Genomic DNA, 26,011 nt, shown 5'->3' on the forward strand with positions numbered 1-26,011 from the left:
CATGGCGATGCAGTGGCTGCGCACGGTGGCGGCTTTGCGGGAGCAGGTAGCGAGCTGGCGGGGATCTACCATAGGCCTGGTGCCAACGATGGGATCCCTGCACGAAGGACATCTCAGCCTAATTCGCCGCTGCCGCCAAGAGTGTGACCACACGGTGGTCAGCATCTTTGTCAACCCCCTCCAATTTGGCCCCAACGAAGACTGGGATCGCTACCCCCGCGACGAGGAAGGGGATCGGGCTCTGTGTGAAGCCGCGGGCGTGGATGTGGTGTTTGCCCCCGACCCGCAGGAGATGGGGGCCGACCCGGCCACTGCCGGCGATCGCACCTGGGTCATGCCTCCTGAGTCCCTTTTGCAGACCCTCTGCGCCCCCCACCGACCGGGGCATTTTCGCGGCGTGGCCACCATTGTGCTGCAACTGCTAAACCTGGTGCAGCCGCAGCGGGCCTATTTTGGCCAAAAGGATGCCCAGCAACTGGCAATTATCCAGCGGCTGGTTCAAGATCTGCAAATTCCCACCACCATTGTCCCTTGCCCCACCGTGCGAGAAGCCGACGGCCTTGCCTACAGCTCCCGCAACCGCTACCTTTCGGCAGTGGAGCGGCAGGTGGCCGCCAGCCTGTACCGCGCCCTGCGCCGAGGTTACGACCACTGGCAAGCCGGGGATCCCTCCGCCGAAGGGATCCTGGCCGCCGCCCGTGCTGAGCTGGAGCGCACCCCCGAGCTGCGCGTGCAATATCTGGAATTGGTGGATCCGCAAACCCTCCAGCCCCTATCGGAGGTGAAAGATAAGGGGCTACTGGCCATCGCCGCCTATGTAGGGCAAACTCGCCTCATCGACAACCTGCTCCTTTCCCCGGAAGGGGTGGATCCCTTGCCCCAAGAACAGCAGAGTGCAGTGCCTCCTTCCCCGAAAAGGGGGCGTCGCCCGCTGATTGCCATCGACGGCCCGGCAGGGGCCGGGAAGTCCAGCGTAGCGCGGGCAGTGGCCGCTCAACTGCAGCTCTTGTACCTGGATACGGGGGCGATGTACCGGGCCATCACCTGGCTGGCGCTGCAGCGGGGGATCCCGTTGGACGACGCCGAGCAACTGACCCAACTGGCTGCCCAAACCCAACTAACCCTACAAAGTGGCCCCTCGGCCGACGAACCCACCCGCATCTGGGCCGACGGTGAGGAAGTTACCCAGGCCATTCGTTCCCCAGAGGTGACCCGCTGGGTTTCTCAGGTGGCGGCAGTGCCGGGGGTACGGCAGGAGCTGGTGAAGCGGCAACGCCTCATTGGACGGGATGGGGGGGCCGTCCTGGAGGGGCGAGATATCGGCACCCATGTTTTTCCTGATGCCGAGCTGAAAGTCTTTTTGACCGCCTCGGTGGGGGAGCGGGCCCAGCGCCGGCAACACCAACTGCAAGCCCAAGGACAAGTGGTGTCCCTCGAAGAGTTAAAAGCTCAGATCGAGCAGCGGGATCGCCGCGACAGCGAGCGGCTTATCTCTCCCTTGCGGCCTGCCCCCGATGCCATTCTGATCGACACGGATCACCTGAGCCAAGCTGAGGTGGAAGACAAAATTGTGAGGCTGTACCGGCAGCTTTTGGAGCGATCCGGGGCAGCCCATTTCGATATTATCTGAAGTTATCTGAACCCTGAAGATTTTCTCAAGCTTGCGAGATGGGGCCAATTCAATTCTGAGGTGTTGAGCCTTGGGGGGGCGATGCGCTTGGCCAGAACCGCTAAGGTAGGAATCCTGTTGACGAAGAGATACTGGCCTGCCCTGCTCCCCCTCGGCCCAAATCACTCGTATCCGGCTCTGGGTAGCCGCGAGCACTATGGGTAATGTCCTCCTCCTGGCTTTTCTGCTTCTCCTCTCAGGGGCCTGCTCCGGAGCGGAAACCGCCATCACGGCTATGGACAACCTGCGCTTGGAGTCCCTGATCGAAGAACAAGGGGATCCGCAAGGCCTCTATCGACTGGCTCAACAACAGCGCTCACGGATGATCACCACCCTGTTGTTGGTGAACAACTTTGTCAACATCGGCATTGCCGCCCTGGCCACCACCATCTCTATTGAGCTGCTGGGATCCCAGTTTGGAGCTTTGGCCGCCACCGTGCCCACCACGATCCTGGTGCTCCTGGTGGGGGAAGTGGCGCCCAAGTCTTTGGCGGTGAGCCATCCGCTGGCAGTGTTCCGCTGGGTGGTGCGGCCTGTCCATGTCCTCTCGGTGCTGCTGCGCCCTTTTACCGCTGCCTCTGAGTGGGTTGTCAGGAGACTGTTCAACCTGTTGGAGCTCTCGCCGCTGACAGCCACCGCTTCCCTCAAGGATTTGGAGCTGTTGATCGATGTGCTGGGGCAGCGAGGGCTACTGGATTGGCAAAAACGGCGCCTGTTTCGCGGGGCGCTGGCGTTGGATTTGCTCCAGGCTGGGGATGTGGCCAAGCCAAGGGTAAAAATGGAGACCATTTCCCACGACAAAACGCTGCAGGATGTGGTGAAGCTCTGCCTGGAGACGGGCTACTCCCGCATCCCCGTGCAGGGGGAATCCAAGGACGAGATCGTCGGCGTCATCCACCTCAAGCAGGCCCTGCGCTACCTGGAGCAAAAGGGCAATGCCGAGGTGACCAAGGCCATGTCCCCGCCTTTTTTTGTGCCCGAGACCAAGCGCGTCAGCCTGCTGCTCAAAGAGATGCTGCGCTCCCGCCAACACCTGGGGATCGTGGTGGATGAGTTTGGCGGCACCACCGGCCTCATTACGCTGGAGGACATTTTGGAAGAGCTGGTGGGGGATATCTACGACGAGAGCGACCTTTCCCCCCTGCTGCTGCAGCGGCAACGACGACAGCGCCTCTTCTCTTCTGGCTCCCCTTGAAGGAGGCCGCTAGCCGGCTTCTGCAGAGTCTTCGTTGGCTTCGGGGGGGAGCTCCACCAAACCCGGATCGGCAGGATAGCGGGCCACAAAAAAGATCCAGAAGCTGTGGATCCCCAGGCCTAGGCCCCACCCGCCCAACAGCGGCAGCAGCCACGGCCAATCCGCCCGATACAGCTGCTGGAAAAACACCAGCCCCGACGCGCTGCAGAGAAAAACAGCCAGATGCGCCGCGTAGGTGTAGCGGTCATCCAGCTTGCGAAACTCAGGATCCCGACGGGAGGGCTTCCGGGGCCAGCGAGGCGGCATGGCAGCAACCCCTCACAACTCAAAACCTTCTCCAGTGTAGAGGGATCCCTTGCCGCCGACATCACCAGGATCCCGGCCGCTACCGCCACCGGCGTTGCCACCACGTCCAGCAGGTTATCCACCCAGGGTACACAGTAGGCAGCAACCTCGAAAAAGGTAGCCACCGCAAAAACCGACAGCGCCTCTTCCGACCCAATCCACTGCAGATCGGGAGCCAACGGCAGATGCCCGGAGCGAGCTGCCAGGTTCATCACCAACAGCGGCACAAAAATGCGAAAGCCGCAGGCAGCGCTGAGGCCCAATCCCAAAAAATTGCCGGTAGGCTGTCCATTTCTGCTCCTCAAGATTGATGGGTGTGACGGGAGTCCTCCCGCCAGCGGCAACTGGGGGGATCCGTTTCGCCTGGCTGGGCGGCAAACTCCAGCGGCCCGTTTTCGGTGTAGAGGTGCAGGTCGAACCAGAAGGTGGATCCCTGTTCCAGCTTGCTTTCCAGGCAGATGCGGGTGTGGTGTTTCTCCAGGATGTTGCGCACGATGGCCAGGCCCAGGCCGGTGCCCTCCAGGGTGTGGACGCGGTTCTCCACCCGGAAAAAGCGGTCGAAGATCCGCTCCTGATCCTCCGGGGCAATGCCGATGCCCGTATCGGCCACCGCCACCCGCACTGCCTGCGGGGATCCATCCGCCTGAACCACCAGGTGGGCATGTACTGTCACCAGGCCCCCTGAGGGGGTGAACTTGAGGGCATTGCCCAGGAGATTGGTCATCACCTGCAAGAGCAGATCGTAGTTGCCCCACACCAAAGGCAGATCGGGATCAACGAATTTGCGCAACTGGATCCCTTTGTCGCGGGCTTGCAGGTGGTGGGTGCGCAGGGTTTGCTCGATCACCGCTGCAATATCGACAGCCTCGAAGTGGTACTGTTTCCCCGACTCCAGACGGGACAAATCCAACACATCGTTGACCAGGCGGGTGAGGCGATCGGTTTCGCGGTTGGCAATTTCCAGATAGTCCAGCCGCTCCTCTGGCGACATCTGCTCGCCGTACTCGTAGAGGGTCTCGATGAAGGACTTGATGCTAAAGAGTGGGGTGCGCAGCTCGTGGCTGATGTTGCTGATGAACTGGGCCTTGGCCTCGTTGAGCTCCACCTCGCGGGTGATGTCCTGCACCGTCATCACGATCCCCTTGAGGTTTTGCCGCCGCGGATCCGACACCGGCGACAGCAGGATGCGGATGACGCGCTTGGTGGGGCCGCTGAGGTTGACGCGAATTTCCTCTGCCTCTTGATCCCCGCGGGCAATTTGCATCAGGGGGCGGGCCAACTGCTGCCGCAGATCCTCGGGCAACAGCTCCGGCAAGGGCTTGCCCAAAACAGGCTCGCCCTCCCAGCCGAACATGCGGGAAGCCGCCGGGTTGAGCAAGAGTACGCGAAACTCAGCGTCCAGCAAAATGGCGGCATCGACGATGGAGAAAACCAAAGTCTCCAGCTTGGCCTTGGCGGCGGCCAGTTCTTCGATGTTCTGCTCCTCGTAGCTCTGCAGCCGCTCCGCCATCTCGTTAAAGCTGTCGATGAGCTGGGCCAGCTCTCCCCCAAAGGGCAGGTCGATGCGCTGCTTGAAGTTGCCCTTGGTGATCTCCTGGACGCCCTTGACCAGTGCTTTGATGGGGTAAGTAATGGTGAGGGCGTTGACCACGGCTCCCAGGATGGCCAGAACCCACACCGCCAAGAACACTCCAATCGCGACCTCCCGCGCCAGTTGCGTCGAGCGCACGAGGGCGGGGTTGGGGTTGATGCCAAGGCCGAGGGTGCCCAAAAAGCGGCCCTGATGATAGATGCCGACAAAAATGTCCGTCACCCGCCCGGCAGGGGTGAGGTGGGTGCGCACCAGCGGCTGACCCTCGGCAGGCGGGCGGTTGTCCGGCAGTTGGATGCGACGGGTAAGGCTGAGGGAGGTTTTCACCTCCTGGTTGGAAAACGGGATCCCGTAGTAGATGTTCCCCTCCGGGTCGGCATAGAGCAAATAGCGAATGCTGCTGGTGCTCTCAAAATATTGCCGCGACAGCTGGGCCACTTCGCCAATGCGATCTTCTGCGATCAGGGGGGCGACATTGGCCGCCAACAGCAGCCCCAGATCCCGGCCAAAGCGGGCTTCGTTAAAGCGCGCATCCTGCTGCACGGTGCTGACGGCCCAGAAGGTGAAGCTGCTCACCACCAGCGAGACCACCAGCGTGGCCACAAAGAGCAACTGGGTCTCCAGGCGCAGCTTTTGTTTCCAGCGAGACCACCAGCGCCGCAGGGATCCCCAAAAGAACCCCCCCCTTGACGGCTCCCCAGTCTCCTCCGGCAAGGGCTGGGGAGGAGAAGCAGCAGCCGCCTCAGGGGATTGGACTTCGGCAAGGGGCTCGGCAGTGCTGACAGGAGACATGAACCCGACGTGACAACCCTGAAGAACACTGTCGCCACCATTCTGGCATGGCTGCCGACAGGGTTAAGAGGGTTCGATTTTCTGCAAAGATTGTTACAAGCAGGGATCCCGAAAGGGCAAGGGGAGATGCCTCTACAGAGGTTGCAGGCCCAGCTTCTCGAGCAAAGCCGCATCGGCAGCCTGGCCCGGATTGGGCGTGGTCAGCAACCTTTCCCCGGTGAAGATGGAGTTGGCCCCCGCCAAGAAGCACAACGCCTGCTCGCTCTCGGACAGGTTTTTTCGCCCTGCCGAGAGCCGGATCTGGGCGGTGGGCAGCAGCAGGCGGGCCGTGGCGATGGTGCGCACCAGCAGCAGCGGATCGGGCGGGGGAAGCTGGCCTAGGGGCGTGCCGGCCACGGGAACCAAAGCGTTGATGGGCACTGAAGTGGGGGGCGGCGTCAGGTTGGCCAGAACGTGCAGCAGGCCGATGCGGTCTTCGTCGCTTTCCCCAAGGCCGACAATGCCGCCACAGCAGATCTGCAGGCCGGCTGCCGCCACATGGGCCAGTGTCTCCAGGCGATCCCGATAGGTGCGCGTCGTGATGATGCGGGGGTAGAACGCCGGCGAGGTGTCCAGATTGTGGTTGTAGGCCGTCAGACCCGCCGCCGCCAATTGCTGCGCCTGGGCAGCCGACACCATCCCCAGGGTGACACAGGCTTCCATCCCCAGCTTGCGCACCAGGCGCACCATCTCCAACACCCGCTCGAACGCCTCCCCTGCCGGGGCCGACCGCCAGGCAGCGCCCATACACAGCCGGGTGGCGCCGGCCCTTTGGGCGGCCATGGCCTGCTGACGCAGCGACTCCAGCGAGATCAAGGGGTAGGTCTCGATCCCTGTCGAGTAGCGGGCGCTTTGGGGGCAATAGGCGCAGTCTTCCGGGCAGCGGCCCGACTTGATGTTGACCAGGGCGCAGAGTTGAACCCGGCCAGGCGGATGGTGCTGCCGATGCACCGTTTGCGCCTCGTACACCAACTGCAGCAGCGGCCGATAGTAGATCTCGCGAACGTACTCTAGAGCAATGGCCATGCCGGCAATGTCCAAAACAAAAGGTTGAAGGGATCCCTAAAAGCTTGCCAGCGCTCTTAGGTTTGGCTATGATACGAAGTCTGTGCCTTGGGAAGGCGAACCCGCCTTGCTTAGAAACCCAACCATGATAACCGCAGAAGCAGTGGCCAAAGGTCCTATCAGCCAATTTCTTAAGCATCACTTTCGCCACTTCAACGCCGCCGCCCTGGTGGATGCCGCCAAGGGCTACGCTGCTCACCTGGAGAAAGGCGGCAAGATGATGGTGACCCTGGCCGGCGCCATGAGCACGGCAGAGCTGGGCCTTTCTCTGGCCGAGATGATTCGGCAGAACAAGGTGCACGCCATCTCCTGCACCGGCGCCAACCTGGAGGAAGACATCTTTAACCTCATCGCCCACGACTTCTACGAGCGGGTGCCCCACTACCGCGATCTCAGCCCGCAGCAGGAGCAGGAGCTGCTGGAGCGGCACCTGAACCGGGTAACCGATACCTGCATTCCCGAAGAAGAGGCGATGCGGCGCCTGGAAAAAGCTCTGCTGGAAGAGTGGACGGCTGCCGATCAGGCGGGGGAGCGCTACTTCCCGCACGAGTTCATCTACCGCATCCTGCGCAGCGGCCGGCTGGAGCCCTACTACCAGATCAATCCGCGGGATTCTTGGGTCTATGCGGCCATGGAGGCCGACTTGCCCATCTATGTGCCGGGATGGGAGGACTCCACCACCGGCAACATGTATGCCGCCCACTGCATCACGGGTGAGATCCGCAATGTGCATACCGTCCGCACAGGGATCGAGTACATGATCCACCTGGCGGACTGGTACACGCACACCTCGGCGGAGTGCTCCATTGGCTTCTTTCAAATTGGCGGCGGCATTGCTGGGGATTTCCCCATTTGTGTGGTGCCCATGCTCCATCAAGATCTGGGTCGCCAGGGCGTACCCCTGTGGGGCTATTTCTGCCAGATCAGCGACTCCACCACCAGCTACGGTTCCTACTCGGGGGCAGTGCCCAATGAGAAGATCACCTGGGGCAAATTGGGGATCGACACCCCCAAATTTGTCATCGAGTCGGATGCCACCATCGTGGCGCCTTTGATCTTCGCCTGGGTGCTGGGGTGGTAGAGAAGGGGAATCAATCTGTATGCCCGTCGGTTGAGGCGGAGCGGGGCCAGCGGGACAACAGGGTTGCAGCTTCCCAGCGGCGCAGATCCTGGGCGATGCGCAGGGGCGTGAGGCCGTAGCCGTCCGGCTCGTCGATCTCGGAGCCATGTTCCAGCAGCAGCCGAACGACCTCGGGGTTGCCGGACCAAGCGGCAAAATGCAGGGGAAGGCCACCGGCGCCAAAACGAGCGTTCACCTCCGCCCCTCCCTGGAGCAGGGCTTTCGTAACCTCAGGGTTGCCCAGGCGAGCGGCTTGGTGCAGTGGGCTAGCTCCCCCATGGTCTAGTTGATTGGGATCCGCCCCGGCAGCCAGCAAAAGGCGGGTGTTGAGGCCGCTTTCTACGAAGAACAGAGCCGTCTTGCCCCGCTCCTCAACGGCGTTGGCGTCTTTCCCCAGCCAGAGGGCCAACTGCAGCCGCAGCGGGTTGGCAGTGGCCAGAGCCTGGGGATCTGCCGGCAAGCTGTACCCATAGAGCCCCAGACCGCCTAGCAGCAGGGATCCCAACCCGACACCTACAGCCCACCGCCTGCGCCTCATGGCCCTACTCCTCAAAGAACAGGATGGCGATCCCTTGGCTGGGCAGGGCCTGGGCCGAGAGCAGCAAGGGGTTGCTGAGGGCAGGTTGCGCGGCAGCGGCGGGAAAGAGGCGCAAAAACGCTTCTAGAGGCTGCAGCTCGCACTGGGACTCCTCGGCGGCGGCGGTGCGGTACATAGTCGGGATGACCAACTTGGGCTGCAGCGCTTCGATGGCCGCCTTGGCCGCGGCGGGATCGTAGTTTTTCGGCCCACCCCCCACCGGCACCAGCAACAGGTCAGGGCGAGCCAGCAGGATGGACTGTTCCCGGCCAATGGGCTGCAGTGCCCCTCCCAAATGGACAATGTCGATCCCGGCCATGCGCCAGCGCCAGCCCACGTTGAGGCCAAAGCGGGGGCCCCGCGGCATGCGCACCCCCTGCACGCGGATCCCGTCGATGAAGTAGTCCCCCGGCTGAAACAGCACCCTGGGGTTGCCCGGCACCACGTCCAAAGCCCCTTCGTCCAGGAGACGGCTGCTGAGCAGCACCAGATCGGCAGCAACGCTGGGAGCAGGGTAGCCGGCTGTACAGCCCGCCGGGCGGAAGGGGTTGACCAGAAAGCGCTTGCCCTCCCCCTCAAACAAAACGCAACTGTGGTGCAGCCAGGTCAGCTGCAGGCCCTGGGCGCTGGAGCCGGGGGTAAACTCCAGGGATCCCCCTGGAGAAGGATCAGTTTGCGCCCTTGCCCATTGACCCCCTGCGGCAAGGGATCCCAGCAAGCTGGCGCTGGCTTGCAAAAGTTGGCGACGCTTCATCGGGTGGGGATCCTTGACACAACCCCGGCAGCCGCCGGCTGGAGCAATCCCGAGGTAGGGATCTGGGCCAAGCGCAGGAAGTTGCTCAGCAGGCGTTTGCCCTCCGCGGTCAAAATGCTCTCCGGGTGGAACTGCACGCCCTGTACATGAAGATAGCGGCGGTGGCGGATCCCCATAATGATGCCGTCCTGAGTTTGGGCCGTCACCTCTAGTTCGTCAGGACAGGTGGAAGCCTCAATCACCAAGCTGTGGTAGCGGGTTGCAACAAAAGGCTGGCTCAGCCCCTCAAACACTCCCACCCCTCGATGATAGATGAGGGAAGTCTTGCCGTGCATCAGCTCAGGTGCGCGCACGATCCGACCGCCGTAGACCTGTCCAATGCACTGGTGACCCAGACAGACGCCCAAAATCGGCAGCTCCGGCCCCAGCTCGCGGATCAACTCCAGCGAGATGCCGGCATCTTCGGGCCGTCCTGGCCCTGGAGAAATGACAACCGCCTGGGGACGCATCTGGCGCAGCTGGGCCACTGAAATCTCGTCATTGCGAAAAACTCGTACCCCTGCGCCTAGCTCCCCCAGGTATTGCACCAGGTTGTAGGTGAAGCTGTCGTAGTTGTCGATAACAACCAGCACGATGGTACCCGGCAACGGCACCCCATTTTAGCATTGCCCAGGCTTCAGGGCCCGCAACCCGGAGCCAACACCCAAGTCAAGCTTGTATCCTGGGAGGTATAGCACACAAGCAGCAGCAAGGTGGCTAGCTTTTAGGTTGTTTTTGATTTTTCAGATCCCATGAACTTGCTTCTCTCTCCGGCGACCGACTTGCTGGACGAGTTGCGCAGGCTTTTCCCTTTTGAGCTGGATGAGTTTCAGATCCAAGCGATTCAAGCTCTGGCCGCTGGGGAATCGGTGGTGGTCTGTGCGCCTACAGGATCCGGCAAGACCCTGATTGGAGAGTATGCCATCCACCGGGCCTTGTCCCAAGGCAAGCGGGTTTTCTACACAACCCCTCTGAAGGCTCTTTCCAACCAAAAGTTTCGCGATTTCAGCCAGCAATTCGGCCCGGAGCGGGTTGGCCTCCTCACCGGCGACATCTCCATCAACCGGGAAGCGCCGATCTTGGTGATGACCACCGAGATCTTCCGCAATATGCTCTACGGCACGCCGCTCTCTCTGGCTGTCCAGCGCGGGCCCTACGGCAGCGAGAGGGATGCGTGGGAAGAGGCGGAGGCTCTAAGCCGGGATCCCTTGCGGGACGTGCAGGCGGTGATCCTGGACGAATGCCACTACATGAACGACCAACAGCGGGGCACTGTCTGGGAAGAGGCAATTATCTACTGCCCTGCCCACATCCAGCTTGTTGCCCTCTCGGCCACCCTGGCCAACAGCGACCAGCTTACCGACTGGATGAACCAGGTGCATGGCCCCACGCGACTGGTCGATTCCAGCCATCGCCCAGTGCCGCTGCAATTTCACTTTGCCAATCGCAAAGGGCTGTTCCCCCTGCTGGAGCAAACCGAGTCAGGCCAGTGGGTTTGCAATCGCCGCCTGAGAAGCAAGCCCTCCAAGTCAGGCCAGGCTCCCTACGGAGAAGTACCGGATATGGCCCAGGTGGTGGAAAACCTGCGCCGACGGGATATGCTGCCGGCCATCTATTTCATCTTCAGCCGCAAGGGCTGTGACCTGGCGGTGGCCAGTTTGGGAAACTTGGACTTAATTAGCTCTGAAGAAGAGCGGCGGCAGTTGGCCGAGCAGATCGACCGTTTCTGCCAGGAAATGCCAGAGGCAGTGCGCCGGGATCAACTGGATGCCCTCTACCGGGGGATTGCCGCCCACCATGCCGGCCTGTTGCCCGCCTGGAAGGGCCTGGTCGAGCACCTGTTTCAGCAGGGGCTGGTGAAGCTAGTTTTTGCCACCGAGACGCTGGCTGCCGGGATCAACATGCCCGCCCGCACGACGGTGATTTCCTCCCTCTCCAAGCGCACCGACGACGGCCATCGCCTCCTGACTGCCTCTGAGTTTATGCAAATGTCGGGCCGGGCCGGACGACGGGGCAAAGATGTGATCGGGCATGTGGTGACCTTGCAATCTCCCTTTGAAGGGGCGCAAGAGGCGGCGCGGCTGGCCACGGCAGGAGCAGATCCCCTGGTGAGCCAGTTTACTCCCACCTATGGCATGGTGCTGAACCTGCTGCAAAAGCATTCTCTGGAGGCGGCGCGGGATCTCATCAACCGCAGCTTTGGCCAGTATTTGCTCTCGCTGCAAAAGCTGCCCGAACAACAGGAGCTCCAGCGCACTCGCGCCGAGCTGGAGGAAATTGACCGCCTCCTGGAGGGGATTTCCGACGAAGATATCGCCCGCTACGAGAAAATGCAGGCGCAACGGCGGGAAGAGCGGCGCCTTTTGCGCTACCTGCTCAAACAGCGAGAAGCCGAGCCGGATCCCACCCTGCGCCTATTGGCCTTTCCCCACATCCAAGCCCAAGAGGAGAAAATCCGCGCCCTAGAAGCCCGCATCCGCGTCAACCCTGCCCACAGGGTTGGGAAAAAGCTGCTGGGTTTACAGGAAAAGCGCCAGCGCCTGCGCAAGCGTCTGCAGCACCTGGAGCGGCAAAGCGACTCGGTACAGGAGTTGCGCTGGCAGCAATTTATGGCCTTGGTGGGGGTGTTGCAGGAGTTCGACTGTTTGCGGGAGTATCAACCTACCGCCAGCGGAGAGGTGGTAGCCGCTCTGCGGGGAGATAACGAGCTCTGGCTGGCGCTGGCTTTGCTATCTGGCGAATGTCTAGGCTGTGCTCCCCATCACTTCGCTGGGGTGATCGCTGCCCTGGTGGCCGAGCCTCCCCGTTCGGGTACCTACAGCCGGCTGCGTACTTCCGGGCTAGTCGAGGATGTGCTGCATGGCTTACGAGGCTTGCGGCGGCAACTGTTCCGCAGCCAGCGGCAACACCAGGTGTTTCACGTGCCGATTGGGTTTGAGCCTGGCTTGGCCGGGATCGTGGAACACTGGGCGCAAGGGATCCCTTGGGAACAGCTAGAGGCCAGCACCAACCTGGATGCTGGGGATATTGTGCGCCTGATTCGCCGCACGCTGGATTTGCTCTCCCAGATTCCCTACATACCCCATCTGCCAGCCGAGTTGCGGGAAAACGCTCGCGAAGCCCAAAAACTGCTGGATCGCTTCCCGGTAAGCGAGCTGATCTGAGCGTAGATTGTAAGGAATCTGCCAGGATTCGGTTGCCCCTGGGAATCCTCTGTTTGGGGAACTGGAAGTGGACAAGACAGGTTGTTTTGTCCGTCCAGCCAACTGCGTAGGGCCCACAGTCTGCTGGCGCAAACGCGATGCTGCTCCGGCGGGAAATGCCGCCGGGCCGAAAATTGCTTCGTTGCCAGAAAGATCGCTTAGAGAAGGATGACGATCTCGATGCAGCGCTGAACGGTGCTCGGCTGTGCTCAGTACCCGGTGTTCCTAGGTCTTTCGGAGCGGATTATGCTCCCGCCTGCCTAAGGTGCGGGCGGCTGTCTATGGGGGGGTCACCACCGAGCGCTTCACCGCAGCCATGGCTTGCTTCCGCGCTGCGCTTTTTCGCTCGAGAGCGGGTGGTGGGGGGCCGAGGCTTTTGTTATCCTGTCGCTTAACGGATGCAAGCACGAGTCCCTAGATTGCTGTGTCAGGGAGATTTGGCTCCATTGGCAGGCTCGGAGAGAGGATGGGATCTGATGTTTACTTGGCTCTGGACGAAACACTTTTCTCGCCTAAACCAGAGGCTGCAAAGCTTGGAGGTGGCCCGCGAGGAAAACCTTCTGTCTCCTGATCTGAGCGCCCAAACTCTGCAGGTGGCCCCTGACTTTTGGGAGCGGCAGCACCAGGCTTTCGTCTACCTGGATAAGCAGATGCGAAAGCTCAGCCGTCGCAGCAAGATTTGGGGCGGGATGGCACTGCTGGCTGTTTTGGCCGATGCTGCTTTGGTGGTTGCCGGCTTGGCGATGCTCCAGTCTTGGCAACAGATGCGGGCCGACCAAAACCTTGCTCGCATTGTCCAACAGGCTGCGGCTGCTGACCCTGTACAGCAAGCCTTTGACAACCTGGTGGCCCAATTGCCGCATATGAACGAGGCAGAGCGGTATCATGCCCTAGAGGCGTTGCAGGCCCTTTCGGCCATCGCCATGGCGGGCCGGGGCTCCTACGGCTACTCTCCTGGCATCTCTGTGTACGGCTCTGTTCCTACAGCTGCGACAACCCCTCTTGAGGCCCAACTGCAAACCATCTATCAGTTGGGTCAAATGCGTGCAGTTGAGGCGGTGCCGGCTTTGCTGACCAAGCTTTCTGACGGCGAACCGGCGGTGCGGGAGGCGGCAGCCCGCGCCCTCGGCCAAATCGGGGATCCGCGCGCCCTGGATCCCTTGCACGCTCTCCTGGCCCACGAGACCAATGAGTTGGTTCAGGACGCAGCCATTGCTGCGATTGCGCAAATGCTGCGCTGAAGAGCAGGTCAAGGACGCGTCGATTCGCTAAAAGTTCGTAGTGGGTGCTGAGGCCAGGGGATGAGAAGCGACAAGTTCGGCAGAGGGGCCAAGCTCGCAGGGATCCTGTGTTGGGTGTGGGGATCCGCCTTGCCGGTTTGGGCGCAGGATCCTTTTCGCAGCGGGGCCAATGCCCGCCCCATCAGCCCTGAGGTGGCTGCGGCGTTTGAGGAGTTTTTCTGCGCAGGCCGCTACACCCAGAGCCGAGAGAAGCTGGAAATAGCCAAGAAAGCTTCCCCCGACGAGCCAATGGTCTATGCCCTGTTGGCGGCGCTGGCCTACCAGGAGGGGGATCTGGATGCTTTTGCCCAGTTGGCCACCCAAACCCGACAAGTGGCTGCCGAGCTGAAAAAGACGGATCCCTTGCGCGGCAACCTGTATGAGGGCGTGGGCTATGGGCTGGAGGCGGCCAACACTGTGGTGCGGGAGGGGGTGGTGATCGGGCTGCCCAAGGCATTGCCCACCCTCAATCAATTGTTTGCGTCCATCCGGGCCGCCCAGGCCGTGGACAGCAGCGACCCAGAGCTGAATCTCCTCAACGGCTATATGGATTTGCTGCTGACCTATCGGGAGAAAGCGTTGAATCAATTTCGCCTGGCAGCGCCTGACTATTTGTCCTACCGCGGCCAAGCCCTGGCCTATCGGGATATGAAACGCTTTGACGAGGCGCTGGAGGCGGTGGAGCGGGCCATTGCTGCTTCCTGCAACAACCCTGAGCTCTACTACCTCAAGGCGCAAATTTTGGTTGCCAAGGGCCAAGACCGGGAGGCAGTTCCCCTTTTCGACCAAGCCCTGCAGGCTGCTGCCCAGTTGCCTGAAGCTTTGGTGGAGCAGATCCAGATGGAACGGGATCGTGCCGCCCAGCGCAGCGGGTTAACCGGCCAGTTGCCTACACCGACTCCCTCCCCCTAACACTAATGGGCCTGCGTATCAGCGGCAAACGAGCGCTGCAGACCCCTGCCGGCCTGGGCACTCGACCCACCCCTGGGCGGGTGAGGCAGGCCCTGTTCAACATCTTGCGGGGGCAGGTGGAGGGCTGTCGCTGGCTGGATCTCTGCTGTGGAGCCGGCACAGTGGGGGCAGAGGCCCTGTGCCATGGGGCGGCCTTTGTGGCCGGGATCGAGATCGCCGCCCCTGCCTGTCGCATCATCCGAGCCAACTGGGCCAAGGTGGCGCAGCCGGGGCAATCTTTCCAGGTCATCCAGGGAGATGCCCGCAAGCTGCTCAGCCGAGGCTTGGGTTTGGATCCCTTTGATTACGTCTACTTTGCTCCCCCCTACGAGGCGGGTCTGTATGCCCCCCTGCTGCCGCTGATCCCGCCCCTCCTCAAGCCAGGCGGAACTTTGATCGTCGAGCACCGCAGCAGCCACGAGCTGCCCGACCAGGTGGGATCCCTGCTGCGCTTTGACCAGCGGGCCTACGGGCAAACAGCGCTGGCTTTCTACCGGCATCTGGGAGAGGAGCGCTAGGGGAAGGGGGTGCTGACGAAGCCGATCTCCAGAAGCTGCTGGTAGGCCTGGGTGCCTAGCTCCCGGGTTGGGGTCTGGCTCTTGATGACCTGAATCAGCCAGGCTACGGCCTCCTCGGGGCGCCCGGCAGCCCGATAGACCACGGCCAGATCGTAGGCAGCCTCATCTCGGGCCTGGGCGGCAACGCGGGCCAGCTCCCGCTGCTCTTCGGAGATGCGGTTTTGGATCCCGGCAAAAGCCCGGGAGAGATCTTGGTGGTAGTTGGAGCGCTGGTTGTAGGCGTTGAACACCTGTTGCAGCAGCTCGATGGCCCGGTCGTAGTTTTGCGCTTGGATGGCGGCATCGGCTTCGGCGGCCAGTTGTTCAGCCCGCAACACGCTGAGGGCATTGTTGGGCTGTTCTAGGGCCCGAAACTGCTGCGGGTTGGGAATGAGCTGCTGGCCAGGGGGCAGCTCTTGAGCCGTGGCCCAGAGAGTCGAGCCGACGCCCAGGACAAGGCCAAGCAACAAGCCGAAAGCCAACCGCGCCCAAGAACGGCGCAGAAAGTTGAGCCCTTGGACAGTGGCGTCTTGGCGCCGACCTTGGCCAATAACAGCGGGACGTCGTCCGAACATTGGCAGGCAGTCCTCAAAACCTCGTTAACCCGTTCTACTTTATCTCACTCTGGGTGCCTCCGCCGCAGCTCAGGGATCCCCTCAGCCAGAAGTTGCTGGGAGGCTGGCTGTTTGGACGGAGTAGAGCTAAGTGGGGGCGGGCTGATTCTCAGAGGAGGTCTTTTCCGGCCTCAGCGGCAAGTTCATAATCAGCTCGTACAGGCGCAGGTATTCCAGCGCCGAGCGCTGCCAACTGAAGTCGGTGGCCATGCCCCGCTTTTGCAGCGCCTGCCAAGTGTCTTTGTGCTGAAAGGCCTCCCAAGCCCGCGCCAAGCAGGTGTAGAAGTCCAGGGCTTCGTAGCGATCAAAGCAGTAGCCCGTACCGATCCCCTTGCTGGGAATGTGATGGCTGACCGTATCCACCAGCCCTCCCGTGCGGCGGGCAATGGGCACACAGCCGTAGCGCATGGCGATCATCTGGCTGATGCCACAGGGCTCAAAGCGGCTGGGCATCAAAAAGACGTCTGCTCCTCCATAGATCAACTGAGCCAGTTGCGGCTGGTAACCCTGTTGATAGGCCATTCTGCCCGGGTGCCGCTCGGCCATCTCCCGGATCCGCCCCTCGTAGTAGGCTTCCCCGCTGCCCAGCAAGACAAATTGTGAATCGCTATAGGCCAAAAAGCGATCCAGGGTTTGGATAAGCAGATCGATCCCCTTTTGTTCCACCAAACGCGCTACCATGCCCATCAAGAACACGTCGGGGTTAACGGTCAAACCCAAGCGAGACTGGAGCGCCGCCTTGTTCACCGCCCGGCCGCTGAGGTCGTCGATGCTGAAGTTGGCCTCGAGAGCGGGATCGGTGCGGGGATCGAACTTCTCGGTGTCGATGCCGTTCAGGATCCCCCGCAGGCGCTCCCCTTTCCAGGCCAGCAGATCCTGGAGGCCCTCTCCATGGAGGCTGGTGCGGATCTCCAGGGCGTAGGTGGGCGAAACCGTATTCACTTGGTCGGCGTAGAGGATCCCGGCAGCCATGGTGTTGTGGGCGGAAAAATACCAGGGCAGCCAGGTCATGCGTTCCAGTTGCCAACGCCAAGGCCCCTGATAGGCCAGGTTGTGGATGGTAAAGACGGTGCCGATATCGGGAGCCTGGTGCATCCAGGCCGGGATCATGCCGGTGTGCCAGTCGTGGCAGTGGATGATGTTGGGTTTCCAAGGGTAGTAGGTCCAGGCAAATTCAGCCACGGCGTTGGCAAAAAAAGTAAAGCGCCAGAACTCGTCCTCGCCGTAGTAGATGCGGTGGGGAGCAAAACAATAGTGGCTGACCAAGTAGAGGGGCACATCGGTGCCGGGCAAAACGCTTTCGTAAATATCGGCCACCTGCCCCATGACCTGTTTAGACCAGATGGGATCCTTGGAGCGGGGGTATTGCCCCGGTTCCGGGCCGAACTTGTCCCAGAGAAACCCGTACAGGGGCATGATGATGCGCACATCCTGCCCCAGCTTGCGCAAAACGACGGGCAGGGATCCCACCACATCCGCCATACCCCCCACCTTGGCAATGGGGGCAGCCTCCGCCGCTGCAAACAAAATCCTGGCTTGCACCACAATGCCCTCCGTGTTGCGATGACCCTCGTCCTGCTGAGGCAAGCGGATCCCGGCAAAACCCTTCCCATCCTAAAACACAAGGGATCCCTGTGCCGGCCAAGCTGGGGCAGAGCCTCATCCTGAGAAGTGTTGCAATTTATTAATTTTTCGTAAGATAGAAGGGCGGTGCCGCTCAGAAATGCTGGGGGCGGTGCTGCACTGCATTTTTGGTTGGTTGTCTTTTTCTGGAGAAAATTGTCCTATGACCATCGCAGTAGGGCGCGCGCGCCAGGAGCGAGGATGGTTCGACATCGTCGACGACTGGCTCAAGCGCGACAGATTCGTGTTTATCGGCTGGTCGGGGCTGCTGCTGTTTCCTTGCGCCTATTTGGCCCTGGGCGGCTGGCTGACCGGCACCACGTTTGTAACCTCTTGGTACACCCACGGGTTGGCCAGCTCCTACCTGGAGGGGTGCAACTTTTTGACGGTGGCCGTGTCCACCCCCGCCGACAGCATGGGGCACAGCCTGCTGCTGCTGTGGGGCCCGGAAGCCCAGGGGGACTTTACCCGCTGGTGCCAGATTGGCGGGCTGTGGACCTTTGTGGCCTTCCATGGGGCGCTGGGCCTGATTGGCTTTATGCTGCGGCAGTTTGAGATTGCCCGGCTGGTGGGGGTGCGGCCCTACAACGCCATTGCCTTCAGCGCGCCGATTGCCGTGTTTGTGAGCGTGTTTTTGATTTACCCGCTGGGGCAGAGCAGTTGGTTTTTTGCGCCCAGCTTTGGGGTGGCGGCGATTTTCCGGTTTTTGCTGTTTTTCCAGGGGTTCCACAACTGGACGCTGAACCCGTTCCACATGATGGGGGTGGCCGGCGTGTTGGGTGGAGCGCTGCTGTGTGCCATCCATGGGGCGACGGTGGAGAACACGCTCTACAAGGATGGGGAAGCGGCGAGCACGTTCCGGGCATTTGAGCCGACGCAGGCGGAAGAGACGTACTCGATGGTGACGGCGAACCGCTACTGGAGCCAGATTTTTGGGATAGCGTTTTCCAACAAGCGGTGGCTGCACTTTTTCATGTTGTTTGTGCCGGTAACGGGATTGTGGATGTCGAGCATTGGTGTGGTGGGGTTGGCGCTGAACCTGCGGGCGTATGACTTTATCAGTCAGGAGACGCGGGCGGCGGAAGACCCTGAGTTTGAGACGTTCTACACGAAGAACATTTTGCTCAACGAGGGGATTCGGGCCTGGATGGCGCCGCAGGACCAGCCGCACGAGCGCTTTGAGTTCCCCGAGGAAGTCCTGCCCCGCGGCAACGCGCTCTAAGGAATCGTTGCCTGCCCCTTGCCAGGGATCCGCTCCTGGCAAGTCTAGGGATCCCAGAGGTTTGCGGATCCCTTTTTTTATCGGTTGCAAGGCGGCTGGGCTCGCAGGCGGGCGCAAATGGCCTGCCAAACCTGTTCCGCCAACTGGGACGGGCTGGCTTCTGAATGGATGGGCACCCGCACGTCGGCCTGGGCGTAGAAGGGTTCTCGCTCCTGCATCAGCCTCTGCAGGGCAGCTTGGGGATCGGGGGTTTGCAAGAGGGGCCGTTGGCCAGGATCCCGCTTTAGGCGTTGCCAAATGAGCTCAGGGGCCGCATCCAGCCAAACGGTGAGGCCGTGGTGCAGGTAGCTCCAATTTTTGGGCCGCAGCACGATGCCGCCCCCCGTAGCAACCACCAGGCGGGTGTAGCCGCTGAGCTGAGCCAGCACCTGGGTTTCCAGCTCCCGGAAGTGGGCCTCCCCCTGCTCGGCAAAGATCTGGGCAATCGAGCAGCCCGCCACCTGCTCCACCAGGGCATCGGTATCGAAGAAGGGGCGGCGCAACTGGGCGGCCAGCTCAGCTCCCAGGGTGGACTTGCCGCTGGCCATCATGCCAATCAAATAGACGGTCACGCCACGCAGGCGTTCGGCTTCTTCCGGCTGAATCATGAGATGGGCAAAGATCCGCTAGGGACTTAAACGTATCCGTGCTCGGCCAGAAACTCCAGAGAAAGGCCGCTCTCCGGCGGAGCCAGGCCCAACAATTTTTCCACATACTTGCCCAGCATGTCCGCCTCCACGTTCACCGGATCCCCCACCTGCAGCAAGGAGAGGTTGGTCTCGCGGTAGGTCTGCGGGATCACCGCCACCTTGAACCAGCAGCCCCCCTGGCGCACCTCGGCAACGGTCAGGCTGACCCCGTTGACGGCCACGCTGCCTTTGGGCACGATGTAGCGACCGATCTCCGCCGGCACCTTGAAGCTCAGCTCCCAGGCGTTGCCGGTGGCCGCTTGCTCCCACAGTTGTCCCACCCCATCGATATGGCCGCTGACGAAATGCCCCCCCAGCTTGTCTCCCACCCGCAGGGACGGCTCGAGGTTAACGGTGCGCGGGCCGGATCCCTGGCCCCAGACCGAGCGCCGCAGCGTTTCCGGCGAGACATCGGCCAAAAAGCCATCGGGCAGGATCTCCACCACCGTCAGGCAGAGGCCGTCCACTGCCACGCTGTCGCCATAAGCCAACTGCGGCTGTAGCTCTGGACAGATAACCCGTATTTGGGAAGAGGAGATCAACTGAGCTGTACCCAAACTGCGCACCAGACCCGTAAACATAGTTTCGGCCTCCTTGGCCCGCTTTCTAAGCTTTGGCCTGATCCCCAAGGGGGGCAGGGGATCCCCGCCATGGGCTGGGCGGGTTGGTTTTGGCTCCTCGGGGAGAGTAGGGGGTGTGCTCTTGCTGCTGGGCCTGGGCCAAAAGCCGCTCCACCTCGGCGACGAGCTGGCTTTCGCTAAAAGGCTTGGTCAGGTAGCCGGTTGCTCCCGACCACTTGCCGCGGATGCGATCCAGCAAACTATCCCGCGAGGTAACCATCAGGATAGGGAGAGACTTGAACTCTTCCAGGCTACGCACAATGCGGCAGAGTTCTATGCCGTCGATCCCGGGCATGGCGATGTCCATCAACAACAGGTGAGGCCGGTGCTGAAACAAAAGGGGGAGCACCTCGGCGGGGTTGCCCGTTGTGATCACGTGATATTTGGATAGGTACTGCCGCAGGATTTCTTGCATCACGACACTGTCGTCCACCGCCAAGAGAGTTGTGGGAGCGTGGCGCTTAGCCTGCAGCAGTTCTGGGGGCGTTTGCAGGCTCACCAGACCTTTTTTGGCCCAGGCAGCGAAAAGGCCGGCCACCTCCAGCCGATCCCGACACAGCTTCTTGGCAATGGCCTCTAGCGACTGGCCATCTTTGGTGAGGGCGTGTAGCTTTTGCCGCTGTTCGTCGGTAAGGCGATAGCGGTTGACCCGATCCCAGTTGACCACCGGCACCGCCAGCATGGTGGGAACAGCCAGCCGCAACTCCGCCCAGCGATCGTGGCGGCGAGCCGCTTCTTGTAGCAGCGGCTCCAACTCAAACCCGCCAATGGGGGCCTCTTGGGCAACCCGTTCCTGCACTTCAAAGGAACAGGTGCCTGCCCGCTCAAAGAGATAGCGATCGAAATCGGTGAGCAGGTTGAGCCAGAGCGCGTCTTCCAGCTCACCTGGCTTGATCAGGCCCAACTGGGCGATGGCCTCTAGCAGTTCCGGCAGGGAGTTGTCTTTTATCAGCCGCTCCTGCAGCACTCGGATAGCCCGCTGCGACCATTCCAAGTTGAGGCGGGGAATAAAGCGGGATAGGCGCTTTAGCAGGATCTGAGGGTTGAGGGGCTGATCGGCGGAAAAGAGCAGTCTGCCGTAGTAGTAGGTCAGCACCCAAGGCTCCGTGCCCTCGGCGGGATCCCCCCCTTTGAGGTGGAGGTGCAGATAGCCGGTGCTAAACTGCCGACCTTGCTGCCGGAGCAGGGGCGCCAGTTCCCCCGCTGCAAACACAAAATGGGACATGGGACATCCTCCCGGCCAGCCTCTGCAGTCCAAATGCGCAGGGATTCACCTCGGCCACACACCCAAGCTTGCAGAGGCAGCCGTGATTCACGGCTGCTTCATCTCATTATCGTCTCTTTACCAAAAAGAAACACAAGAGGATAGCTTGGTAGCCCGGTACTTGAGTGCGGGGCGAAAAAGCCCTTGAGCCACTTTAGTTGCTTCTTTGTTATATAGAGCTTCTCCAGGAAAACAACCTACTGCGGTGCAAAACCGGCGCGGCAATAACTAACCTGGAGGAACTTCAGTCCGAAGTAAGCAGAACTTTGAGGTTATGCCTCAAAGGACTGTCTAGGGGTGTCTTGACAGCGCCTTCGCGAGTCCATTTTGGGCTGCGTAAGAATCCCCTGGGTGGGAGTGTCAAAGGCAGAACTCTGGGAACCCTACCAGCAGCCGCCCGACCGGAACCGCTGCAAGGCTCAGGCTGGGCTCGCGGCTGCAACAATCCCGTCGGCTACAAGTTTAGAGTCTCTCGCTGGGCCCGGAGCAATTCTTGGATGCCGGCCTGGGCCATATCCAACATTTGCAACAGTTGCGAGCGGTCGAAGCAGCCGGCTTCGGCGGTGCCCTGAATCTCGATCAAGGCTCCCTGCTCGTTCATGACAATGTTCATGTCCACTTCCGCTTGGCTGTCCTCCTCGTAGCACAAATCCACCAGCACCTCGCCTCGCACGATCCCCACCGAAAGGGCTGCCACCTGCTGCCGCAAGGGGGATCCCTGCGCCGGATCCAGCAGCCCCTGTTTGTAAAGCCAAGTGATGGCGTCGTGCAGGGCCACATAGCCACCGGTGATGGCGGCGGTGCGCGTGCTGCCATCGGCCTGCAGGACGTCGGCATCGACAGTGATGGTGCGGGATCCCAGCTTGTGGAAATCCAAGGCGGCGCGCAGGCTACGCCCGATGAGCCGTTGGATCTCGGCGGTGCGGCCTGAGACTTTTAGCGTCTCTCGCGGCTGGCGCTGTTGGGTGGCGGTGGGCAGCATGCGGTACTCTGCTGTCAGCCAGCCTTGGCCGGTGTTCTGCAAAAAGGGGGGGACTTCTTCGGCCACACTGGCGGTGCAGAGGACATGGGTATCGCCAAACTTCACCAGCACTGAGCCCGGAGCGTAGCGGGTGAAGTGGCGCTGAAAGGAAATCGGGCGCAATTGGGCAGCCGTGCGACCATCGGGGCGTTGCCAGCTCATGAGCAGTTCAAAAAAGGATCCCTCGCATTGTCAGTCATGTTCGCCCGAGGCAGCTCACGGCTTGGAATCTCTACAGAAGTGCCGCCGGCGCCTTGACAGGCGGGGGTCTGGAGGATCGCAGCCGTGGGCCGGTTGGGCAGGTTACAGTTGAGCAGGTTACAGTGTAAAGAAGTTCTTAACTCTCATTTCCTGCTGTTGCTATTGTTGCGGCAAGACAATGCTGCAAGAGCAGTCCTACGGGACAACGGCCAAGACAGGAAGCGACAAGGACAAGATTGCCCATGCTTCACCTCCTGCTGCAACAGCTGCGCCGATCCACTTTGGATCCCCTGCAAGAGATCTGCTGGACGCCGGAACTGATCGGGATCCTGCTGGTGTACTTTGTGCAGGGGGCGGTGGGGCTGGCGCGGCTGGCCACCAGTTTTTACTTGAAGGATAGCCTGGGCCTGGGGCCGGCGCAGACGGCGGCGCTGATGGGCTTTGCCGTCATTCCCTGGACCCTCAAGCCTCTTTACGGCCTCCTCTCCGATACGCTGCCGCTGGCAGGCTACCGCCGCCGTCCCTACCTCTTGCTCTCCGGGCTGCTGGGGTGTGGGGCTTGGCTAGGGATGGCCCTGTGGGCGCCAACGGCTGAGTTGGCGATGCTGTGGATGGTTTTGGGATCCCTGGCGGTGGCGGTGGGGGATGTCATTGTGGATTCGCTGGTGGTGGAGCGGGTTCACGGCAGCGACTGGGCGGGGACGGGCACGCTGCAGTCTTTGTCCTGGGGGGCGACGGCGCTGGGATCTCTGCTCACGGCCTATGCCGGAGGGGCACTCCTAGCCCACTATCCCCCCCAGGTGGTGTTTGGGCTGACGGCCTTGTTGCCGCTGCTGATCGCCCTGGCGGCTTGGGTGATTGTGGATCAGCCGGTGGCCTGCTCCTTTGGCTGGGATCCCTTGCGGCAGCAGGTGGGACAGGTGTGGCGGGCGCTGCGGCAACCCAGCATTCTCTTGCCGGTGTTGTTTGTCTTTATCTGGCAGGCAACCCCCAGCGCCGACGTGGCCCTGTTTTATTTTTTTACCAGCGATCTCGGCTTTGGGCCGGGGTTTTTAGGCCAGGTGCGGCTGGTTACCAGCGTCGCCAGCTTGGTGGGGGTGGCGATCTTTCAGGTGTATCTGCGGCGGATCCCGCTGCGGCCTCTATTTGGCTGGATGACGGTTCTCTCGGCAGGGCTGGGCCTAACCAGCCTCATTTTGGTCTATCACCTCAACCGGGCCTGGGGCATCGACGATCACTGGTTTAGTCTGGGGGATAGCCTGGTGCTGACGGTGGCAGGGCAGATTGCCTTTATGCCGGTGTTGGTCTTGGCTGCCCGCCTCTGCCCGCCGGGAATCGAAGCTACCCTCTTCGCCTTGCTGATGTCGGCTTTTAACCTGGCGGGGTTTCTCTCTCAAGAGTTGGGATCCCTGCTCATGCACGCGCTGGGGGTAACCGAGAGCGATTTCAGCCATCTGGGGCTGCTGCTGCTATTGACCAACCTGTCCACCCTCTTGCCCCTGCCGCTTTTGGGCTGGCTGCCGGAAGGGGGAGCAGATCTGGAGGCGGAAGCCCACGCTTCTCTCGAAGCCTTTTTGCAGGAGGTGCGCGCGGAAGAGGCCGAGGCAGGGATGGAGGCAATCCCTTTGGGACAGACGGACATCACCTATTCTTGAGGGGCTGGCTGCCAATCAGACGCACTCCTAGAGGCACCCCTCACCCCCAGCTCTTCTCCCAGAGGGAGAGAGGAGCTAGAGGTGGAGACGGCGTTCGGCTTCGCCATGCTTGAGTGCGAACTATCAATTGAGACTCCCACCGCCTAAAGGCGGGGGATTCTTACGCAGTCCACAAAAGAACCCGCAACGGCGTTGTCAAAGCGCCTCTAGACAGTTCCTGAAGGCAAAGCCCCAAGGTTCTGCTGACTTTCTTAAGCAGGTTGGCGGCAGCATTCGCATCAGCGTTGACCAACCACCCCTTTGCCGTTTGGTACAGGCCCCGCTTGATACGCTTTCCAGAGGGTCTCCACCCGTCGGGTTTTTCACCATAATTAGGTAGCTCATCTCCATCTAGGAAGCTTGCCTGCGAGCTGTACGCTTCCTCTACCTCAATAAACTCCATGCCATAATGCCAACATAATTGCGCGATACGCTCCTTGAACCGACCTGTTGGAATGAAAACAAAGTTTTGGTTAAAACCGCATTCTTATTTTTGTTCTTTGTTCCAACCGAAGAGGATTCTCCCAATTGAGTGGTGTAAACAGAAGTCAATGACCTTGCCCGCAGCTTTGTGGACCGCATTCTCCGGTTTCCGTAATTCGACGAAGCTTTTGCAACCAAAACCCTCGCAGCTTGTGAGTCTTGAGCCTAGCCAGCTCCTTGTTGTGCCACTGGTTGAAGGACTTGACTTTGCGGCCACCAATGATGAAGCTATGTCCTAAGTTGCTAACGCACGTAAGCCAGTTGTTGACTCCGTGGTCAATTGCTAGAGCTTTTCCCGGATCCAGCGATTGGGGCTGGGCAGGCTTAGCATAGCTCCACTCCAGCTACAGACTTACAGGTCTGTTGTGCGGCGGAAACATACATTGCGATAAAGTGCTTGTTTTGGGTTCTCGCCATCTCAGCGCAAAGCTCACCATAGCTTGCCCATCGCTTCGTAAAGCATTCAAAAGTAGAGCTTCTAAATATTTAAGGCAGGAGTTTGCTAACCTGCGAAAACTGCCTAGCGTTTGGAGCAGAAGTTATTGTTTCTGTACCGCGGGGAATGCTAGGGCTGAGGTAATTCAAAACTATATCAACGGCCCACATCATGGGTAAGCGACTAAAGTGGCTAGCGGGCTTTTCCGCCCTGCACTAAAGTGCGGGGCTACCAAGCTATCCTTTTGTGTACTGGCTGATGTCTTCCCCGGCTTCTGCCAGGAAGGAGAGGGCACGGCAGCGCAAGGCCACCACCTGGTCGTAGAGAGGGTTGAGCTTGCACATGGGGGGATGTGCATCACCTTGCGGCCAAACAGCACCACCTCCCGCTCAAAGGGGCACTGGCCGGGGATCATACGGCACAAGAAGCGGGCTACCTTCGCGTCGCAGACTTGGATGCCGTCCAGCCACTTCTGCAAGGGAGCCAAAAGGTCGGTATAGCCGCTCTCGGCCTGAGCCTCTGCCGGCAATGGCGAGGTGGCGCCCTTATTGACCAGCGTGGCCCCGAGCAGGTGGAGCTGGGGAAGCTCCAGTCCGAAGGCAGCGGCCAATTGGTGCAACAGACGGTCCTCCGGCTCGGAATATACCCCGTCGGCAACGGCTGTCATCACCGCCGTGCGCAGGAAATCTTCCCGCAACTCCCGCTGCAGCTGGGCCGCCAGCTCCTCTCAGGGGAGAGGGGAGCGAGATCTTTCCCCTGGTCTTCCGGCCAGTCGAAGCGGATGAGATCTTCGATAAGTCGCTGCTCCTCGAGGCTATATTCTCCATCAGAACCTCCGGGGTACTCCCGCCACAGCGCAGCTTGGCGGGCTGGAGGATAGGCGGTGAGACGAAGGGGTTCAATGCCCCTGAGTCTCACAATCTGGGCG

Annotated in this window: 23 protein-coding genes and 2 pseudogenes; 10 read left to right on the forward strand and 15 right to left on the reverse strand. The window is 61.1% G+C overall.

The features are described 5' to 3' along the window. The first annotated feature begins 7 nt into the window (after positions 1 to 7). Complete coding sequence (locus SYN60AY4M2_RS08865) at positions 8 to 1,630, forward strand: bifunctional pantoate--beta-alanine ligase/(d)CMP kinase (protein WP_011431446.1); 1,623 nt, start codon at positions 8 to 10, stop codon at positions 1,628 to 1,630. Positions 1,631 to 1,826: 196 nt separating this feature from the next. Then, on the forward strand, positions 1,827 to 2,864 hold the full coding sequence (locus SYN60AY4M2_RS08870) for a hemolysin family protein (RefSeq protein ID WP_099812734.1): 1,038 nt from the start codon (positions 1,827 to 1,829) through the stop codon (positions 2,862 to 2,864). A 9-nt stretch (positions 2,865 to 2,873) separates the two neighbouring features. On the opposite strand, the gene SYN60AY4M2_RS08875 is transcribed toward SYN60AY4M2_RS08870, so the two are convergent. The 3 genes from SYN60AY4M2_RS08875 to bioB form a co-directional block, all read right to left on the reverse strand. Then, the gene (locus tag SYN60AY4M2_RS08875; protein ID WP_099812735.1) at positions 2,874 to 3,170 is read right to left on the reverse strand and encodes a 2TM domain-containing protein; all 297 of its coding nucleotides are present in this window, start codon (positions 3,168 to 3,170) and stop codon (positions 2,874 to 2,876) included. A gap of 340 nt (positions 3,171 to 3,510) precedes the next feature. Continuing rightward, entirely contained in the window at positions 3,511 to 5,592 is a 2,082-nt protein-coding gene (locus tag SYN60AY4M2_RS08885) for an ATP-binding protein (RefSeq protein ID WP_240527796.1), read from the reverse strand. A 132-nt stretch (positions 5,593 to 5,724) separates the two neighbouring features. Further along, a complete protein-coding gene (gene bioB, locus SYN60AY4M2_RS08890; protein WP_011431441.1) occupies positions 5,725 to 6,657 on the reverse strand; it encodes a biotin synthase BioB in 933 nt (310 codons plus the stop codon). 124 nt (positions 6,658 to 6,781) lie between these two features. Between bioB and SYN60AY4M2_RS08895 the strand changes: the two genes are divergently transcribed. After that, positions 6,782 to 7,777 (forward strand): deoxyhypusine synthase family protein, encoded by a 996-nt coding sequence (locus tag SYN60AY4M2_RS08895; protein WP_206336824.1) that lies wholly within the window; start codon positions 6,782 to 6,784, stop codon positions 7,775 to 7,777. Between the two features lie 10 nt (positions 7,778 to 7,787). On the opposite strand, the gene SYN60AY4M2_RS08900 is transcribed toward SYN60AY4M2_RS08895, so the two are convergent. From SYN60AY4M2_RS08900 to SYN60AY4M2_RS08910, 3 genes are read right to left on the reverse strand one after another with little or no spacing between them, the layout of a single operon-like run. Then, positions 7,788 to 8,354, reverse strand: a complete 567-nt coding sequence (locus tag SYN60AY4M2_RS08900; RefSeq protein ID WP_099812737.1) for an ankyrin repeat domain-containing protein — start codon at positions 8,352 to 8,354, stop codon at positions 7,788 to 7,790. Between the two features lie 4 nt (positions 8,355 to 8,358). Then, the gene (locus SYN60AY4M2_RS08905) at positions 8,359 to 9,147 is read right to left on the reverse strand and encodes an MBL fold metallo-hydrolase (protein ID WP_099812738.1); all 789 of its coding nucleotides are present in this window, start codon (positions 9,145 to 9,147) and stop codon (positions 8,359 to 8,361) included. After that, the gene (locus SYN60AY4M2_RS08910; RefSeq protein ID WP_099813308.1) at positions 9,144 to 9,779 is read right to left on the reverse strand and encodes an aminodeoxychorismate/anthranilate synthase component II; all 636 of its coding nucleotides are present in this window, start codon (positions 9,777 to 9,779) and stop codon (positions 9,144 to 9,146) included. Before SYN60AY4M2_RS08910 ends, SYN60AY4M2_RS08905 begins: the two co-directional genes overlap by 4 nt. A gap of 159 nt (positions 9,780 to 9,938) precedes the next feature. Here SYN60AY4M2_RS08910 and SYN60AY4M2_RS08915 point away from each other — a divergent pair, with 159 nt between their 5' ends. The 4 genes from SYN60AY4M2_RS08915 (at position 9,939) to rsmD (ending at position 15,138) form a co-directional block, all read left to right on the forward strand. Further along, entirely contained in the window at positions 9,939 to 12,350 is a 2,412-nt protein-coding gene (locus SYN60AY4M2_RS08915) for a DEAD/DEAH box helicase (RefSeq protein WP_099812739.1), read from the forward strand. 515 nt (positions 12,351 to 12,865) lie between these two features. Next, entirely contained in the window at positions 12,866 to 13,630 is a 765-nt protein-coding gene (locus SYN60AY4M2_RS08920; protein WP_228375357.1) for a HEAT repeat domain-containing protein, read from the forward strand. 60 nt (positions 13,631 to 13,690) lie between these two features. After that, positions 13,691 to 14,581 carry a Sll0314/Alr1548 family TPR repeat-containing protein gene (locus SYN60AY4M2_RS08925; protein ID WP_011431434.1) on the forward strand — a complete coding sequence of 297 codons (891 nt, stop codon included), beginning with the start codon at positions 13,691 to 13,693 and terminating at the stop codon, positions 14,579 to 14,581. 5 nt (positions 14,582 to 14,586) lie between these two features. Then, positions 14,587 to 15,138, forward strand: a complete 552-nt coding sequence (gene rsmD / locus SYN60AY4M2_RS08930) for a 16S rRNA (guanine(966)-N(2))-methyltransferase RsmD (RefSeq protein ID WP_011431433.1) — start codon at positions 14,587 to 14,589, stop codon at positions 15,136 to 15,138. On the opposite strand, the gene SYN60AY4M2_RS08935 is transcribed toward rsmD, so the two are convergent. Beyond that, positions 15,135 to 15,752 (reverse strand): hypothetical protein, encoded by a 618-nt coding sequence (locus SYN60AY4M2_RS08935; protein ID WP_011431432.1) that lies wholly within the window; start codon positions 15,750 to 15,752, stop codon positions 15,135 to 15,137. The genes rsmD and SYN60AY4M2_RS08935 overlap by 4 nt on opposite strands. A gap of 126 nt (positions 15,753 to 15,878) precedes the next feature. After that, positions 15,879 to 17,273, reverse strand: a complete 1,395-nt coding sequence (glgA, locus tag SYN60AY4M2_RS08940; RefSeq protein WP_240527885.1) for a glycogen synthase GlgA — start codon at positions 17,271 to 17,273, stop codon at positions 15,879 to 15,881. 304 nt (positions 17,274 to 17,577) lie between these two features. Between glgA and psbD the strand changes: the two genes are divergently transcribed. Beyond that, positions 17,578 to 18,636: a photosystem II D2 protein (photosystem q(a) protein) gene (gene psbD / locus SYN60AY4M2_RS08945; protein ID WP_011431157.1), complete on the forward strand. Its 1,059-nt coding sequence runs from the start codon at positions 17,578 to 17,580 to the stop codon at positions 18,634 to 18,636. 77 nt (positions 18,637 to 18,713) lie between these two features. On the opposite strand, the gene SYN60AY4M2_RS08950 is transcribed toward psbD, so the two are convergent. The 4 genes from SYN60AY4M2_RS08950 to rph all read right to left on the reverse strand — a co-directional run bounded on the left by SYN60AY4M2_RS08950 (position 18,714) and on the right by rph (position 22,431). Continuing rightward, entirely contained in the window at positions 18,714 to 19,283 is a 570-nt protein-coding gene (locus SYN60AY4M2_RS08950; protein WP_011431430.1) for a shikimate kinase, read from the reverse strand. A 26-nt stretch (positions 19,284 to 19,309) separates the two neighbouring features. Continuing rightward, complete coding sequence (locus SYN60AY4M2_RS08955; protein WP_011431429.1) at positions 19,310 to 19,945, reverse strand: riboflavin synthase; 636 nt, start codon at positions 19,943 to 19,945, stop codon at positions 19,310 to 19,312. Positions 19,946 to 19,970: 25 nt separating this feature from the next. Next, complete coding sequence (locus SYN60AY4M2_RS08960) at positions 19,971 to 21,209, reverse strand: response regulator (RefSeq protein ID WP_099812740.1); 1,239 nt, start codon at positions 21,207 to 21,209, stop codon at positions 19,971 to 19,973. Positions 21,210 to 21,702: 493 nt separating this feature from the next. Further along, on the reverse strand, positions 21,703 to 22,431 hold the full coding sequence (rph, locus tag SYN60AY4M2_RS08965; RefSeq protein WP_011431427.1) for a ribonuclease PH: 729 nt from the start codon (positions 22,429 to 22,431) through the stop codon (positions 21,703 to 21,705). Between the two features lie 281 nt (positions 22,432 to 22,712). Between rph and SYN60AY4M2_RS08970 the strand changes: the two genes are divergently transcribed. Further along, positions 22,713 to 24,125, forward strand: a complete 1,413-nt coding sequence (locus SYN60AY4M2_RS08970) for a folate/biopterin family MFS transporter (protein WP_099812741.1) — start codon at positions 22,713 to 22,715, stop codon at positions 24,123 to 24,125. 587 nt (positions 24,126 to 24,712) lie between these two features. Here SYN60AY4M2_RS08970 and SYN60AY4M2_RS14770 read toward each other — a convergent pair. Beyond that, positions 24,713 to 24,991: a transposase gene (locus tag SYN60AY4M2_RS14770; RefSeq protein ID WP_143597029.1), complete on the reverse strand. Its 279-nt coding sequence runs from the start codon at positions 24,989 to 24,991 to the stop codon at positions 24,713 to 24,715. A gap of 112 nt (positions 24,992 to 25,103) precedes the next feature. On the opposite strand from SYN60AY4M2_RS14770, the pseudogene SYN60AY4M2_RS08985 reads away from it, so the two are divergent. Next, positions 25,104 to 25,262 (forward strand): annotated as a pseudogene (locus tag SYN60AY4M2_RS08985) (transposase); the annotation flags it as partial. A 57-nt stretch (positions 25,263 to 25,319) separates the two neighbouring features. On the opposite strand, the gene SYN60AY4M2_RS14455 reads toward SYN60AY4M2_RS08985, so the two are convergent. Further along, a complete protein-coding gene (locus tag SYN60AY4M2_RS14455; RefSeq protein ID WP_240527316.1) occupies positions 25,320 to 25,427 on the reverse strand; it encodes a Mo-dependent nitrogenase C-terminal domain-containing protein in 108 nt (35 codons plus the stop codon). A 56-nt stretch (positions 25,428 to 25,483) separates the two neighbouring features. Then, positions 25,484 to 25,750: pseudogene (locus SYN60AY4M2_RS14460) on the reverse strand (nitrogenase); the annotation flags it as partial. Positions 25,751 to 26,011: the final 261 nt, after the last annotated feature.

The organism is Synechococcus sp. 60AY4M2 (assembly GCF_002760375.1).
In the GTDB taxonomy this organism is placed as follows: domain Bacteria; phylum Cyanobacteriota; class Cyanobacteriia; order Thermostichales; family Thermostichaceae; genus Thermostichus.

What these genes read in the sequence shown, in the direction of transcription:
- SYN60AY4M2_RS08955 (WP_011431429.1), bottom strand. Translation starts at nt 19,945, where the DNA reads ATGTTTACGGGTCTGGTGCGCAGTTTGGGTACAGCTCAGTTGATCTCC.
- bioB (WP_011431441.1), bottom strand. Translation starts at nt 6,657, where the DNA reads ATGGCCATTGCTCTAGAGTACGTTCGCGAGATCTACTATCGGCCGCTG.
- psbD (WP_011431157.1), top strand. Translation starts at nt 17,578, where the DNA reads ATGACCATCGCAGTAGGGCGCGCGCGCCAGGAGCGAGGATGGTTCGAC.
- SYN60AY4M2_RS14455 (WP_240527316.1), bottom strand. Translation starts at nt 25,427, where the DNA reads ATGTGCAAGCTCAACCCTCTCTACGACCAGGTGGTGGCCTTGCGCTGC.
- SYN60AY4M2_RS08865 (WP_011431446.1), top strand. Translation starts at nt 8, where the DNA reads ATGCAGTGGCTGCGCACGGTGGCGGCTTTGCGGGAGCAGGTAGCGAGC.
- SYN60AY4M2_RS08925 (WP_011431434.1), top strand. Translation starts at nt 13,691, where the DNA reads ATGAGAAGCGACAAGTTCGGCAGAGGGGCCAAGCTCGCAGGGATCCTG.
- SYN60AY4M2_RS08885 (WP_240527796.1), bottom strand. Translation starts at nt 5,592, where the DNA reads ATGTCTCCTGTCAGCACTGCCGAGCCCCTTGCCGAAGTCCAATCCCCT.
- SYN60AY4M2_RS08960 (WP_099812740.1), bottom strand. Translation starts at nt 21,209, where the DNA reads ATGTCCCATTTTGTGTTTGCAGCGGGGGAACTGGCGCCCCTGCTCCGG.
- SYN60AY4M2_RS08900 (WP_099812737.1), bottom strand. Translation starts at nt 8,354, where the DNA reads ATGAGGCGCAGGCGGTGGGCTGTAGGTGTCGGGTTGGGATCCCTGCTG.
- SYN60AY4M2_RS08895 (WP_206336824.1), top strand. Translation starts at nt 6,782, where the DNA reads ATGATAACCGCAGAAGCAGTGGCCAAAGGTCCTATCAGCCAATTTCTT.
- SYN60AY4M2_RS08920 (WP_228375357.1), top strand. Translation starts at nt 12,866, where the DNA reads ATGTTTACTTGGCTCTGGACGAAACACTTTTCTCGCCTAAACCAGAGG.
- SYN60AY4M2_RS08970 (WP_099812741.1), top strand. Translation starts at nt 22,713, where the DNA reads ATGCTTCACCTCCTGCTGCAACAGCTGCGCCGATCCACTTTGGATCCC.
- SYN60AY4M2_RS08905 (WP_099812738.1), bottom strand. Translation starts at nt 9,147, where the DNA reads ATGAAGCGTCGCCAACTTTTGCAAGCCAGCGCCAGCTTGCTGGGATCC.
- rsmD (WP_011431433.1), top strand. Translation starts at nt 14,587, where the DNA reads ATGGGCCTGCGTATCAGCGGCAAACGAGCGCTGCAGACCCCTGCCGGC.
- SYN60AY4M2_RS08915 (WP_099812739.1), top strand. Translation starts at nt 9,939, where the DNA reads ATGAACTTGCTTCTCTCTCCGGCGACCGACTTGCTGGACGAGTTGCGC.
- SYN60AY4M2_RS08950 (WP_011431430.1), bottom strand. Translation starts at nt 19,283, where the DNA reads ATGATTCAGCCGGAAGAAGCCGAACGCCTGCGTGGCGTGACCGTCTAT.
- SYN60AY4M2_RS08870 (WP_099812734.1), top strand. Translation starts at nt 1,827, where the DNA reads ATGGGTAATGTCCTCCTCCTGGCTTTTCTGCTTCTCCTCTCAGGGGCC.
- SYN60AY4M2_RS08875 (WP_099812735.1), bottom strand. Translation starts at nt 3,170, where the DNA reads ATGCCGCCTCGCTGGCCCCGGAAGCCCTCCCGTCGGGATCCTGAGTTT.
- glgA (WP_240527885.1), bottom strand. Translation starts at nt 17,273, where the DNA reads ATGGCGGATGTGGTGGGATCCCTGCCCGTCGTTTTGCGCAAGCTGGGG.
- SYN60AY4M2_RS08935 (WP_011431432.1), bottom strand. Translation starts at nt 15,752, where the DNA reads ATGTTCGGACGACGTCCCGCTGTTATTGGCCAAGGTCGGCGCCAAGAC.
- rph (WP_011431427.1), bottom strand. Translation starts at nt 22,431, where the DNA reads ATGAGCTGGCAACGCCCCGATGGTCGCACGGCTGCCCAATTGCGCCCG.